This is a genomic window from Rhodocaloribacter sp. (assembly GCF_056451265.1).
This window is the reverse complement of sequence record NZ_JBWOPL010000049.1, coordinates 1-13,368: the sequence shown is the minus strand read 5'-3', so window position 1 is coordinate 13,368 and position 13,368 is coordinate 1. Positions and strand designations below refer to the sequence as shown.

The window sequence follows — 13,368 nt, the reverse complement described above, 5'->3', positions numbered from 1 at the left end:
GGTCGAAGATAAGGCATGCGCCCGACCGACGCGGCGCGCCTGCGGCGTCTACGGAACCGGCCCTATCCGTCGATCCGTCGCCAGAGGCAGCCTTCGAGTGTGAGACCCGGCCCGAAGGCCGTCGCGACGCCGGTCCGGAGGTCCGCCCCGTCGTCGAGCCGGTCGAGGAACCGCCTGAGCACGAAAAAGATGGTGGGCGAGCTCATGTTGCCGTGCAGACGGAGCACTTCGAGGCTGTCGCGCACGGCTGCTTCGGAGAGGCCGAGCACGTCGCGAGCCTTCTCGACGATGGCGCGTCCACCCGGATGGATCGCCCAGAAATCGACGGCTTCCCGGGAGAGGCCGTGCGGCGCGAGGAGGCCGTCGAGGAACGCGGGCAGGCGGCGCGCGAGGACGGCGGGCACGCGGCTTGAAAGGCCCATACGGAAGCCGGTGTCGCCCACGTCCCACGTCATGTGGTCCATCGAATCGTCGTCGAGGAGGCAGTGGTCGCCCGCGTAGGCGAGCCGTCCGTTCGCTTCAGCCTCGGGGCGGGCTGCGAGGACGGCCGCGGCCGCGCCGTCGGAGAAGAGGGCATTGACGACGGCGCTCTCGAGCGTCCGGCTCACCTGAAAATGAAGCGTGCACAGCTCGACGCACACGAGGAGCACCCGCGCATCGGGGCGGGACCGGCAGAAGCCCTCCGCCACGCGGAGCGCGTTGAAGGCGGCATAACAGCCCATGAAGCCGATCACGGCGCGGCGGGTATGGGGCGAGAGGCCGAGGCGTCTGACCAGTTCGATGTCGAGGCCCGGCGCAAAAAACCCCGTACAACTCACGGCGATGACATGGGTGACCTCCTCCGGCGCAAGACCTGCCCGTTCGAGCGCCTCCCGCGCCACGCCCTCCGCCAGAGGCACGGCCGCCTCCCGGTACCTCCGGTTCCGCGCGCCCGTCGTCGGCTCGGGACGAAGCGACCAGTCCGGCGGGAAGAAGTCCCAGTCCTCCGGCTCCCGCACGTAGTCCTCGACGCATGAGAACCGATAGTCGATGCCGGAGCGCTCGTAGATCTGCGGCAGCCGACGCCGGAGCGCTTCGGGCTGGCTCTCCACGCGCTGCATGAACGAAGCCGCAAACGACTGCGCACGCCGCAGCGAAGGATTGCCCGTGGCGATGGCTTCAAGCGTCATGACCATAGTGCGTTCGCGCATTAAAGGATGAAACGTTGCGCGTTAGAACATGATAACGTCGGGTCGTCACAGAACCTCGCCTTTCAACGACCAAACGTTCCAATAATCAAACGCGCTACCGTTCGAGCGTTTTTGCCTCGTCCCACAGCCGGTCCATGGCGGCGAGATCGGCGTCGGAAGGCGACTGTCCGGTCTCGTCGAGGCGGCGCTCGATGTGCCGGAAGCGGCGGACGAACTTGTCGTTGGTGCGGCGCAGGGCATTCTCCGGGTTGATGCCCGTCAGACGCGCATAGTTCACGAGGGCAAAGAGCAGATCGCCGAACTCCTCCTCCCTCGCCGACGGCGAGGCGTCCCCGTCGGCGAGCCGGCGAAACTCGTGGATTTCCTCCTCCACCTTCTCCCATGCGCCGTCCCGCTCCGGGAAATCGAACCCGACGCCGGCGGCTTTCTCCTGAATGCGAAAGGCTCGGAGGAGCGACGGCAGATGCGCAGGCACACCTTCGAGCACCGAGCGTCGCTGCTGTCCCTCGCCTTCGGTGCGTTTGATCTGTTCCCAGTTGCTCAGCACCTCGTCCACGTCCGCCACCTCCGTGTCGCCGAAGACGTGCGGGTGGCGTCGGATGAGCTTGGCCGCTTCGGTGTCGATGACCTCTTTCATCGTGAAGCGTCCGTCCTCCTCGGCCATCACGCTGTGAAAGACGACGTGGAGGAGCAGGTCGCCGAGTTCCTTTTTTAACTCCTCCCAGTTCTCCTCGTCGATGGCCTCGACGGTTTCATAGGCCTCTTCGATGAGCAGGTGTTTGACGGACTCGTGGGTCTGTTCGCGGTCCCAGGGGCAGTCGCGCCGGAGTTGCCGCACGATGGCGACGAAGTCGGCGTAGGCTTCGCGGCCCTCGGGGGGTTCGTGGAACTGCGGGTCGTAAATTTTTTCGTCGGGCATGAAGGGAGCGTCGGGGGGTATGTTTCGGTGTGGAGAAGGGGTTTGGGCGCGAGGCATCGCGTCTCCCGTCAACCCCTCAGAAGAAATTTTGTTTTTTTCTTCTCGGGTTATGACACAGGGTTGACACCGCGCCTCGGTATCTTGCCTCCGAACGTCAGGTTCAACGCGCCGACGCCGGGATTTCCCGGGTGGATTTTCCGGCAGGCGATCGTTTCTTGATTTTTTGAATCATTACATCTTCTGGTGGATTCGTGTGATGAAGTCAGGACTGGCCGGGCGGCTTTCTCCGAGGGGAGGGTCGGTCGGTGGACTCATGTAGAATCGCCAGGGGCTCATGTATCAACCAAAACACAGGAGGTGTAATTATGGCACGTGGCATCAACAAGGTCATCCTCATCGGCAACCTCGGTCAGGATCCCGAACTGCGCTACACGGGCAACGGCACGGCCGTTTGCAACATGCGTCTGGCGACGAGCGAGTCGTACAAGGACGCCAACGGCGAATGGGTCGAGAAGACGGAATGGCACACCGTGGTGGCCTGGAGCCGGCTCGCCGAGATCTGCAATGAATACCTCAAGAAGGGTTCGCAGGTCTACTTCGAGGGTTCGCTTCAGACGCGCTCGTGGGAGGACCGCGACGGCAACACGCGGTACACCACCGAGGTCAAGGCCCGCGAGATGCTGATCCTCGGCAGCCGCGACGGCGGCGCCGGCGGCGGCTTCAACCAGGGCAGCCCGGGCGCGCGCCCGCAACAGCAGGCGAAGGCGCAGCCCCGGCAACCCGCCGGCGACGACTACACGTTCGCGCCCGACGACGACCTTCCGTTCTAGAACGTTCCTCCACGTCGATCCCCAACGAGCGCCGTCTCCTTCCCGGAGGCGGCGCTTTTTTTATGTGGCGCCGCTTTTATGCGGTTCCTCTCGCCCGCCCCCCTTGAACCCCACACATGTATTCTCACTTTCTCCTTGATTTTTAGCTCACCGTGAAGGTTATTGGGGGCGTTTGCCGGAACAGAGGGATGCGCCTCGTTATGGCCACCGCACCACGTTTTCTGTCTCACCTCCCGGCGCGCGCTTCGCATAAGCCACCAACGCCGTACGACCCCATCCAAACAAGGAGCCCTTTATGTCTGCACCATCGGTTGATCGCGGTCAATGGAGCGGTAAACTCGGTTTCATCCTCGCAGCCGCCGGTTCGGCTATCGGTCTGGGCAACATCTGGCGCTTCCCCTATACGGCGGGCGAGCACGGCGGCGGCGCCTTCGTGCTCATCTACCTCGGGTTCGTGGCGCTCATCGGCATCCCGGTGCTGCTGGCCGAACTGGCCATCGGACGAAAGACGCAACGCAACCCCGTCGGCGCTTTCAAGGCATTGACCGACAGCAAGTTCTGGCCGGCGGTGGGGGGACTCGGCGTGCTCACCGGATTCGGCGTCTTGGCCTTTTACAGCGTCGTCGCCGGGTGGACGCTCGCCTATCTGTATATGGCTGCCACCGGCGGCCTGGCCGCCGTAGCCGATCCAGGCGCAAGCGCCGACATCTTCACCTCCCTCGTCGCCGATCCTTTCTGGGCCATCGTGCTGGCCGGGGTTTTTATCCTGCTGACCGTCGTCGTCGTGCGGGGCGGCATCTCCGGCGGCATCGAACGCGCGACGAAAATCCTGATGCCGCTGTTGTTCGTCATTCTGCTCATCCTCGTCATCCGGGCCATGACGCTGCCCGGCGCGGGGGCCGGCATCAGCTACCTGTTCAAACCCGACTTCTCCAAGATCACCACCACCGTCATCATGAGCGCGCTCGGGCAGGCGCTTTTCAGCCTCAGCCTGGGCATGGGCGCGATGATCACGTACGGCTCGTATCTGCCGGAGAAGGAGAACATGCCGTTCGCGGGCATCTCGGTGGCTTTCTTCGATACGTTCATCGCCATCATGGCGGGATTGATCATCTTCCCCGCCCTTTTCGCCACCGGCGGCGATCCGAGCGGCGGCCCCGGCCTGGTCTTCGTCGTCCTCCCGACGATCTTCAACGCCATGCCCGCCGGGACGTTATTCGCCGTCGCCTTCTATACGTTGCTCGCCATTGCCGCGCTCACCTCCACGATCAGCCTGCTTGAAGTGATCGTTTCGTACTTCGTGGACGAACGCGGCTGGCGCCGGGACAGAGCGGCGTGGACCATCGGAGGTGCCTGCTTCCTGTTGGCCGTTCCGTCTGCGCTCTCGCAGGGGGCCGTCGACGAACTCGGCGCGGGCGGCCTCTTCTCCTGGGATTTCCTGACGCTCAACAACAACATCTGGGGCAACTATTCGCTCAGCCTCGGTGCGTTCCTCATCTGCGTATTCGTTGGATGGAACTGGGGCATCCCGAAGGCGCTCGCCTCGCTCGAAGCCAGCGGCGACCGCCTCCCGGCCGCCGGTCTGTGGAGTTTCCTGATCCGCTACGTGTGCCCGGTGGTCATCCTCATCCTCCTCATCTTCATCGTCGCCACGGGAACGTATTTCTAGGAACCCTTCCGGCGCATCCGTACGGAACTCCGCTCGCGGCCTCATCGTAGTTTCCGCATTGGACTTCTCTGCGCGTAGGTTCCACCTGCCTGTTGAACTAGCCGAGGGACCGCCCCTCACCGGCCTTGGACCCTGACTCTCCTCCGTTAGCGCTCGCACATTTTCTCGTACAGCAAACGCCCCCTTCCTCGCTGGATCCCGGCGTCTTCGCCGTCGCGTTGGGCCTCTTTGCGCTTCTCCTGTTCGTCTCGGCTTTCGTCTCCGGCTCCGAGGTGGCGCTCTTCTCCCTCAGCGCCGCCGACCGGGACGCGCTCGCGCAGGCGCACGACCGGGCCGGGCGGCGGGTGCTCAAGCTGCTCAGTCAACCTCGCTCGTTGCTGATCACCATCCTCATCCTCAACACGCTGGTCAACGTGGCGGCGGCCATCCTCGCGGCGCTCATGACGCATCAGGCGGCCCGCGCCTTTGGCTGGAGTCCCGGCCTGACCGTCTTCCTCGAGGTCATCGCCCTGACGTTCGTGCTGCTCGTGGTGAGCGAGATCACCCCGAAGCTCATCGCCACGCGGCACGCACGCGCCTTCAGCCGGGCGATCTCCGGACCGCTTCTGCTCTTCCATCGGGTGCTCCACCCCATCTCCGGCGCCCTCGCCCGCATCATGCGCGCCCTCCAGGACCGCATCAAACCGAGCGCCCGCCCCATCTCGGGAGAGGACCTCAAAGCCATGGCCGAGATCGGAGAGGCCCACGGCACCCTGGAAGAAGAAGAGAAAGCCCTCATCCACTCCATCGTCGAGTTCGGCGAGACGACCGTGCGCGAAATCATGGTCAGCCGGCTCGACATCGTGGCCTTGCCCGTGACGGCCACCCTCTCCGAAGCCATCGAAACGATCCGGACCAGCGGGCATTCGCGCCTGCCCCTCTACGTCGAACACCTCGACAACATCCTCGGCATCATCTACGCCAAAGACCTGCTTCGCTTCCTCTCCGGAAGCAACGGACGACAACACGTCGACTGGACGCGGCTGGCCCGCCCCACCATGTTCGTCCCACTCGGCAAAAAACTCGACGACCTCCTCCGAGACTTCCAGGCCAAGAAAACCCACATCGCCATCGTGGTGGATGAATACGGGGGGACGGCGGGCCTGGTGACGCTCGAGAACGTGCTCGAAGAGATCGTCGGCGACATCCGCGACGAGCACGACGAGTCCGAGGAACGACTCTACGAGAAAATCGACGATCACACCTACCGGTGCGACGCCCGCATCAACCTCGACGATCTCAACGAGTTGCTGGGCGTCGACCTGGACACGGAAAGCTTCGACTTCGAGACGCTCGGCGGCCTGATCTTCCACCTCACCGGCGCGATCCCGTCGGTCGGCACGGAGGTGACCTACAAGGGCTTGCGCATGCGCGTCGAGACGATCGAAAATCACCGCATCGGGCAGGTGCTCGTGCGCTATGAACCGCCCCTTGAGAACAAAGAAATTTCCGAGAAAGGCGTCTCCGAGTCGCCGTGAGGGCGGCACGTTTTCGGGACCGGCGCGTGCCACGGCGCGATGGGCCGTCGGGCTCGCGCTGATCGTGACGGCGTCCGGCTTCGGCGGCAGGGCTCACGCGCAGCCGAAGCCGACGCACGCCGAGGTGCGCGCCCGGCTCGTGCATCCCCCCGCCGCGCCCCCCCTCATCCGGCTCCCGGCGCCCGACCGCTGGCTCGCCTTCGACAAAGCGCAGCATGCGGCCTTTGCCTTCCTCAGCGTCATCGGCGGGCAATACACGCTGGTCCGGAAGGCCGGGTGGTCCGAGCGGCGGGCGCTTCCGGTGTCGATGGGCTTCGGGGCGGCGCTCGGGCTCGGCAAGGAGTTGTATGACTGGCGCGCGGGTCCCCGACGCACCTTCAGCCGCCGCGACCTCGCCGCCGACGCTTTCGGCATCCTCCTTGCCGCCGGCTTCATTCTGCTTTGAAAAAAACACCGAAAACCCACACGCGCCGTTCGTCGTTTCCGTATTTTACCCCCGGCCCCCAATTTCTTCCGAATCCAACGGGCGGTCCATCCGCGCCCTGTCTTATGCGACGCATCAAAGAGTATTGCGGCATCTTCGGCATCTTCAATGCGGACAATGCCGCGCAGCACATTTACTACGGGCTTCACGCCCTCCAGCATCGGGGACAGGAATCCGCGGGCATCGTCACGTCCACGTATGACGAGCGCAAGAAACGCCGGGTGATGCCCTACCACAAGGATCAGGGGCTGGTGCTCGACGTCTTCGACGATCCCCGAATTTTCGAGACGAAGTTGCTCGGACGCGCGGGCATCGGGCACAACCGCTATTCGACCAGCGGCGCCGCCGACAACCGGGCGAACATCCAGCCGTTCGTGGTGCATTACCGCGACGGCAACCTGGCCCTGGCGCACAACGGCAACCTCTCGAACGCCCGCGAACTGCGCAACAGCTTCAGCCAGCGCGGCACCCTCTTTCTGACTACCAGCGACAGCGAACTCATCCTCCACCTGATCGCGCAGAGCGCCCGGCGCAAACAGATCGACCAGATCCTCGACGCGCTCACACAGGTCGAAGGCGCGTTCTCGCTCGTCATCCTCACCGACGACAGCCTCATCGCCGTGCGCGACCCGAACGGCTTCCGCCCCCTTGCGCTCGGCCGCCTCGGCGACGCCGACCGCGACGGCGGCCCGGCCTATTGCGTCGCCAGCGAAACGTGCGCCTTCGACATGATCGGGGCCGAGTACATCCGCGACATCGAGCCGGGCGAAGTGCTCGTCATCAACCGGAAAGGCTGCGAGACGGGCCGCTTCGAGAGCTATCACCTCGCCCGCCATCACGGCGTCAGCCAGTGCGTCTTCGAATACGTCTACTTCTCCCGTCCCGACTCGAAGATCTTCGGCGAGATGGTGGACAAGGTGCGCCGGAAGATCGGCAAACAGCTCGCCCATGACGCGCCCGTGCCCAAAGCGCCGATGCACGAGAAGCAGCCCATCGTCATCGCTGTGCCGGACTCGTCAAACACGGCCACGCTCGGCTTCGTGAGCGAATGCCGGAAACTCGGCTATCGGTGCCGGTACGAGATCGGGCTCATCCGCAACCACTACGTCGGGCGCACCTTCATCTCGCCCGGGCAGAACCGCCGCGAGCAGAAAGTGCGGAGCAAGTTCAACACCGTCGAGGGCGTGCTCAAGGACCGCATCGTGGTGATGGTGGACGACTCCATCGTGCGCGGCACCACGGCGAAGTTCCTCGTGAACATGGTCCGCGAAGCCGGCGCGAAGGAAGTGCACTTCCGCGTCGCCTCGCCGCCGGTCATCAGCCCGTGCTTCTACGGAATGGACTTCCCCAGCGCCGAAGAGCTGTTCGCCAACCAGTTCGACGACCTCGAAGCCATGCAAAAATGGCTCGGCGTCGATTCGCTGGCGTACCTCTCGGAAAAAGGGCTGATGCGCGCTGTCCGCTCGGCCAACGACGGCCCCCACGGCTATTGCAATGCCTGCTTCACGGCGAAGTATCCCGTCCCCGTCGAAATGGGCGTGACGAAAGAGGAAAATGAGTGGTGAGCCCCGTCAGGCGAAACGTATGCGACGCGCCTGACCTTCTTTCTCCCGCTCCCGGCCCCGGGCTCCGCCGAGCACGCGCCCGTCCCCCGACCGACCCACCCTCGCGCCACCCATGAACGTCCTCACCCTCGAATCGGTCTCCAAAAGTTACGGCATGGATCCGCTCTTCGAAGCGGTGACCTTCAGTCTGGAAGACGACGAGAAGATGGGGATCATCGGGCCGAACGGGTGCGGGAAGTCGACGCTCCTCCGGATCATCGCGGGGACCGAGTCGCCCGACGGCGGGCGCGTGATGCCGGCGCGTGGGAAACACGTCGCTTACCTGCCCCAGAACCCCGCCTTCGCAACCGACCAGTCGGTACGCGACGCCGTCTTCTCCGGTGGCGACGAAGCCATGCGGCGGTTGCATGATTACGAGGCCGCGACCCGGGCGCTTGCCGAGGCGGGCGGCGCGGATGAAGCCCTCCTCCAGCGCGTGACGGACCTGGCCCACGCGCTCGATATGTCGGGCGGCTGGGAGTTGGAAGCGCGGGCCGAAGCCATACTGAGTCGACTCGGCATCACCGATACCACCGCCCGCATCGCGATGCTCTCCGGGGGGCAACGCAAGCGGGTGGCCCTCGCCCGAGCCCTCATCCTACAACCCGACCTCCTCCTCCTCGACGAGCCCACCAACCACCTCGACGCCGACACCATCGGCTGGCTCGAAGCTTATCTCGCCCGATATACCGGCGCGCTCCTGCTTGTCACCCACGACCGATATTTCCTCGACCGGGTCACGAACCGAATGCTCGAAATAGAACGGGGACGGGTCAACCGTTTCGAGGGGAATTACACCTACTATCTGGAGCAAAAGGCGAAACGCGAAACCCAACGCAAGGCGGAGGACCGGAAGCGGCAGGGGCTGATCCGCCGGGAACTGGCCTGGCTCCGGCGCGGCGCAAAAGCCCGCACCACCAAGCAAAAGGCCCGTATCGACCGCGCGATGGACCTCATGGCGACGCCGAAAGAGCAGCCCGAAGCGTCGCTCGAACTGGCCGCAGCAGCTTCGCGCCTGGGCAACCGGGTGGTTGACCTCGAAGGCGTCTCGAAGGCGTATGACGGGCAAACGCTCATCCGCGATTTCTCGTTCAACTTCACTCGCGACGACCGCATCGGCATCATCGGTCCGAATGGCTCGGGAAAGACCACCCTCCTCGAACTCATCGCCGGACGTATTTCGCCCGATACCGGGACCGTGGCGGTGGGACAAACGGTCGTGATGGGCTATTACGATCAGGAGAGCCGAGCGCTCAAGGACGATCTGCGCGTGATCGAATACGTCCGGGAGGTCGCGGAAAACGTAACCACGGCTGACGGCTCCGTGATCACGGCGAGCCAGATGCTGGAGCGGTTCCTGTTCCCACCGAAGGCGCAGTACACGTTCGTCGGGAGCCTCTCGGGGGGAGAACGGCGACGGCTCCATCTCCTCCGGCTCCTCATGGGCGCGCCCAACGTGCTCCTCCTCGATGAACCGACCAACGACTTCGACATCCCCACGCTCGTCGCCCTCGAAGCCTACCTCGATTCCTTCGCCGGATGCCTCGTCGTCGTCTCACACGACCGATACTTCCTCGACCGCACCGTAGACCACCTTTTGCGCTTCGAGGGCGACGGACACATCCGCATCTATCCCGGCAATTATCGTGCATTTCTGGAGGTTCAGGCGCGCGAAGCAGGGACGAAACCGGCGACTGAAACACCCCGAAAGGTCAAGTCCGAGAAACCCCGTCGGCGCCCCCCCGAAAACCGCAAGCTGTCGTACAAGGAACAGCGCGAACTGGAAGCCCTCGAGGCCCGCATCTCCGAGGCCGAAACACGCAAGGCTGCAATCGAAGCGCAACTGGCCACCCTGGCAGGCGATTTCGAAACCGTTTCGGCCCTCTCCACCGAGATGCAGGCCCTTCTGACCGAACTGGAAGCCGATATGGACCGGTGGAGCACGTTGGCCGAACGGGCAATGGCGGCTTCGTAGACGCAACTTCTCCCGCCGTTCCACAGGTCCCGATACCCCTCTCGCTTCCGAGATGGGCGTTTCCGAGGCCCTGCAGGGAAGTTGATTTCAACACCGGCGCGCTTTTCATCCGTATTGGTGGCCTTGTTATGCACTCCTCCTTGATCTAACCTTTTGCAAATGCGTCTATTATTGCTTTTGCCATGATTTCTACTGCTTCTGGACGAGTAGAATACAAATCCCATACGCGCCGCATCTCCGCTGATGGTTAGCCTCGATATTTTGCTGTGCCATTCTCATTCAGAGCAGGGAAGCGACTCACCTGTTCCTTTACTCCTGTAGAGCCTCTAAATTTTTCGACTTCTTCGGCAACACCTTCATGTATTGTCAGATTTCTCAGGATCGCACTAAGCCCCTCGGCTTCCTGTGAAGCTTAAGCTATACTTTTTCCTCCTGCCTTTAGGTATTGCTGGAATGCCAAAATTAATTCACTTATTAACCACTCTATATCTATTATAATTTTTCAGCTTTATTATTCACTGATGTGTACTACATCTAACTTCCGGTGCAGTGGGCTTGCGGCACAACTTTCAACTACAGCAACATAGACCTGAGGCTTGCAATGGGCAAGACCGTCTTGCCCATTTTTACCTGGAGCGCCTGGTTAGTTATATGCCATTCACCCTCCTATTCTCTGGTAAGCCATTTCAATATAATGCTTTGCGACTTCCAAGTCTTCCTCTGAACTTACCGACAGTTCAAGGTCGCCGGTGCCATAATGTCCAATATCTGTCACATCTCGGGTATTCTTGGGTAGGCTGTCATACTGTTTGGGATCTAGTTTTAGATACAACAACAGCCGTTGTCGTTGAACCTCCATGCACATGATGTTCTGCGATATTTTATAGGCGATATAGTATTTCTTTGGCACTTCCTCGACAGCCGAATCCAGGTTTACGATATAATCTTGTATTGCAAAGACCAACCCTTTGATCTTTTCTGATTTCCCTTCAATATGTTCCTCGAACGTGTAAACGGCTGTTGCTCTTGTAATGGCCGCTTTCTTGCCTGCCGCTACCATGACGGGATCTTTGCCGTCAGTGCTCATCGATGGATGGACCGTGACGGAACGTTGATAAACTTCCTCAAGGTAGATCGTAGAATTGTCGAAGAGCCTGTACCGCCAGAGTTCAATGTTTGCGCCCATGACCTGCACGGCCAGGATGTCGTACTTCTTGTAATTCGGGGCAATGCAGATCACGCGGGTGTCAGACCAATCTACCTCTGCACTTGGGCCGAGAGCCTTCTGAGCAGCGATCTCGAAGTCGCCTCGGTGATCTTGCAGCCAATGTAGGTAGAACAGGCTTTGATTAATCAGCTCCGACGATTCAACTTTCTTATACTCGATTATAACGGGATTATTGTCTTCGGACAGCGCAAGCGTATCGATTCGGCCCGCATGAACGGCTCCCGTTGAAAACTCAGACGCTACGAATCGGCAATTGAAGACAGGACCGAGATTAGCTTCGATGAGCGCCTGGAGTTCTTTCTCCTTGCGAAAATTACGCTGCTGTATCGGCACCAGCGATTGTCCTTTAATATAAAATATTGGCATTTCAGAAACGGTTTCTGTGATAGTGTTGCTTCAAGGCATATAACGTTTTGACTAACTTGGAGCAGGTTGCGGGGTATAAATTCTTAAAAAATAATAAATTTTATGCGAGCTTCAACCTTGAAAAATCTACACAGCCCTGTCGTCAAGTTAAGCCAATTGTTAGCAAAAGTCTAATTGAACATTTCCTCAATTATTTCCTTAGTATCATTTATTAGCCCTAAAGCCTCAGGGGTTATGCAGCCTCGTACGCTGCCAGGAACTCCTCCCGCGATATCCCCGACTGACGCAAGATCGTCCGCAACGTCGAACGCTTGATCCGACGATGATTCGGCATCGTCAGCGGCGTGACACTACCATCCGAATTCTCACGCCGCATCGCAATGTGATTGCCCTCGCGTACGAGCACGAAGCCCAAGTGCTCCAACGCTCTGATTACGCGCGACTGCGGCGCATCGACCGGAAACTTCATGAGACCGAAACACCGGCTTCGGCCACAAAGACTTCCTGCGCCATCTCTTCCTCGTCGAGCACCTCGCTTCCGAAGGTCTCGATGTGAAATGCGATGGCGGACTTGACTTCAGCTAGCGCCTCTTCTAAGGAATCACCCTCGGCAACGACGACGCCTTTGAGTCCTACCGGATAGGCGACGTAGCCATCGGGATGTTTCTCGACGATAATTTTGATGTTCCGAATCATGGGGACTTGCTTGAGAATCGCGTTTCCGTGTAGAGTCAGATACCCGTACCGGAGGTAATTGATTCGGTCACTGTTTCTTTCCGACCGTATAACGTGGAGGTCCCTATAATGGAGGGTAAGGCTGCGAACCACCATCCCTTCGGCATTCCATCGGGGCCGACTCCTCGATGCACCCCCTCGGCGCTCCGTGCGCTTTGAACCCACCGAAACCGCTTCGATTCCCCCTCACCCCGGCCCTCCGAGAGAGCAGGATACCATGAATCTCTCCCGAAAGAGCAATGCCTTTCCTTGCGAGGCTAGGTGTTGACTGTTTCAAGCGAAAAACGCCCATTGAAGCGTGCTGGAGGTCTTTTCGGCAAGCGGTTCGTCTTTGTCGCAAGGGTGAAGGTAAGAGTGCGGAGCGCCTGCCGTGTTGCGAAAACACAGGGGCGAGGTGTGAAATGACGGTGTCGTTTCTCACGGATCAATGCCATACCCCCCCCTATCCCGCCCGATTACGCACGACGAAATACGCCCCCTTCACTTCACGTACACGGTCTTGAGATTGACGAACTCCTTGATGCCCGGCTCGGCCAGTTCGCGCCCGTAGCCGCTCTCTTTGACGCCGCCGAAGGGCAGACGCGGGTCGGAGCGGACGAAGGTGTTCACGAAACAGCTCCCTGCCTCCAGCTCCTCCACCGCAATGCGCCGCCCCCGCGCCACTTCGGCGGTGAAGACTGCCGCGCCAAGGCCAAACACGGTGTCGTTCGCCACGCGGATGGCCTCGGCTTCGTCGCGTACGGGGAGGACGGCGGCCACGGGACCGAACAGTTCTTCGTCGTACGCGGGCATGCCCGGCTTCACGTCGGTGAGCACGGTGGGGGGATAGAACGCGCCCGGGCCCTCGGGCA

12 protein-coding genes are annotated in these 13,368 nt (G+C 61.3%); 6 read left to right on the top strand and 6 right to left on the bottom strand.

All coding sequences use genetic code 11. The features are described 5' to 3' along the window. Positions 1 to 62: 62 nt before the first annotated feature. Both AC1HIY_RS08390 and mazG read right to left on the bottom strand, forming a co-directional pair. Entirely contained in the window at positions 63 to 1,175 is a 1,113-nt protein-coding gene (locus tag AC1HIY_RS08390) for a type III polyketide synthase (RefSeq protein WP_479576274.1), read from the bottom strand. A 109-nt stretch (positions 1,176 to 1,284) separates the two neighbouring features. Then, positions 1,285 to 2,109: a nucleoside triphosphate pyrophosphohydrolase gene (gene mazG, locus AC1HIY_RS08385; protein WP_479576273.1), complete on the bottom strand. Its 825-nt coding sequence runs from the start codon at positions 2,107 to 2,109 to the stop codon at positions 1,285 to 1,287. Between the two features lie 365 nt (positions 2,110 to 2,474). Between mazG and AC1HIY_RS08380 the strand changes: the two genes are divergently transcribed. From AC1HIY_RS08380 to AC1HIY_RS08355, 6 genes are all read left to right on the top strand, one after another. Next, entirely contained in the window at positions 2,475 to 2,939 is a 465-nt protein-coding gene (locus tag AC1HIY_RS08380) for a single-stranded DNA-binding protein (RefSeq protein WP_479576272.1), read from the top strand. Positions 2,940 to 3,234: 295 nt separating this feature from the next. Next, the gene (locus AC1HIY_RS08375) at positions 3,235 to 4,608 is read left to right on the top strand and encodes a sodium-dependent transporter (RefSeq protein ID WP_479576271.1); all 1,374 of its coding nucleotides are present in this window, start codon (positions 3,235 to 3,237) and stop codon (positions 4,606 to 4,608) included. Between the two features lie 125 nt (positions 4,609 to 4,733). After that, positions 4,734 to 6,125, top strand: a complete 1,392-nt coding sequence (locus AC1HIY_RS08370) for a hemolysin family protein (RefSeq protein WP_479576270.1) — start codon at positions 4,734 to 4,736, stop codon at positions 6,123 to 6,125. Further along, complete coding sequence (locus tag AC1HIY_RS08365; RefSeq protein ID WP_479576269.1) at positions 6,079 to 6,570, top strand: hypothetical protein; 492 nt, start codon at positions 6,079 to 6,081, stop codon at positions 6,568 to 6,570. The genes AC1HIY_RS08370 and AC1HIY_RS08365 overlap by 47 nt, the downstream gene beginning before the upstream one ends. Positions 6,571 to 6,674: 104 nt before the next feature. Next, on the top strand, positions 6,675 to 8,174 hold the full coding sequence (gene purF, locus AC1HIY_RS08360) for an amidophosphoribosyltransferase (protein WP_479576268.1): 1,500 nt from the start codon (positions 6,675 to 6,677) through the stop codon (positions 8,172 to 8,174). Between the two features lie 112 nt (positions 8,175 to 8,286). After that, the gene (locus AC1HIY_RS08355) at positions 8,287 to 10,188 is read left to right on the top strand and encodes an ABC-F family ATP-binding cassette domain-containing protein (protein ID WP_479576267.1); all 1,902 of its coding nucleotides are present in this window, start codon (positions 8,287 to 8,289) and stop codon (positions 10,186 to 10,188) included. Between the two features lie 658 nt (positions 10,189 to 10,846). Here AC1HIY_RS08355 and AC1HIY_RS08350 read toward each other — a convergent pair. The 4 genes from AC1HIY_RS08350 to AC1HIY_RS08335 all read right to left on the bottom strand — a co-directional run. Continuing rightward, entirely contained in the window at positions 10,847 to 11,782 is a 936-nt protein-coding gene (locus tag AC1HIY_RS08350; protein WP_479576266.1) for a DUF5655 domain-containing protein, read from the bottom strand. A 232-nt stretch (positions 11,783 to 12,014) separates the two neighbouring features. Further along, complete coding sequence (locus tag AC1HIY_RS08345) at positions 12,015 to 12,251, bottom strand: type II toxin-antitoxin system HicA family toxin (RefSeq protein ID WP_479576265.1); 237 nt, start codon at positions 12,249 to 12,251, stop codon at positions 12,015 to 12,017. After that, entirely contained in the window at positions 12,248 to 12,475 is a 228-nt protein-coding gene (locus AC1HIY_RS08340) for a type II toxin-antitoxin system HicB family antitoxin (protein ID WP_479576296.1), read from the bottom strand. Before AC1HIY_RS08340 ends, AC1HIY_RS08345 begins: the two co-directional genes overlap by 4 nt. 522 nt (positions 12,476 to 12,997) lie before the next feature. After that, a partial coding sequence (locus tag AC1HIY_RS08335) for an aldehyde dehydrogenase family protein (protein ID WP_479576264.1) occupies positions 12,998 to 13,368 on the bottom strand: 371 nt, incomplete at its 5' end.

Excerpts from the sequence above, each read along its gene's own strand:
- purF (WP_479576268.1), top strand. The coding sequence starts at position 6,675 with ATGCGACGCATCAAAGAGTATTGCGGCATCTTCGGCATCTTCAATGCG.
- AC1HIY_RS08345 (WP_479576265.1), bottom strand. The coding sequence starts at position 12,251 with ATGAAGTTTCCGGTCGATGCGCCGCAGTCGCGCGTAATCAGAGCGTTG.
- AC1HIY_RS08380 (WP_479576272.1), top strand. The coding sequence starts at position 2,475 with ATGGCACGTGGCATCAACAAGGTCATCCTCATCGGCAACCTCGGTCAG.
- AC1HIY_RS08375 (WP_479576271.1), top strand. The coding sequence starts at position 3,235 with ATGTCTGCACCATCGGTTGATCGCGGTCAATGGAGCGGTAAACTCGGT.
- AC1HIY_RS08390 (WP_479576274.1), bottom strand. The coding sequence starts at position 1,175 with ATGGTCATGACGCTTGAAGCCATCGCCACGGGCAATCCTTCGCTGCGG.
- AC1HIY_RS08355 (WP_479576267.1), top strand. The coding sequence starts at position 8,287 with ATGAACGTCCTCACCCTCGAATCGGTCTCCAAAAGTTACGGCATGGAT.
- mazG (WP_479576273.1), bottom strand. The coding sequence starts at position 2,109 with ATGCCCGACGAAAAAATTTACGACCCGCAGTTCCACGAACCCCCCGAG.
- AC1HIY_RS08350 (WP_479576266.1), bottom strand. The coding sequence starts at position 11,782 with ATGCCAATATTTTATATTAAAGGACAATCGCTGGTGCCGATACAGCAG.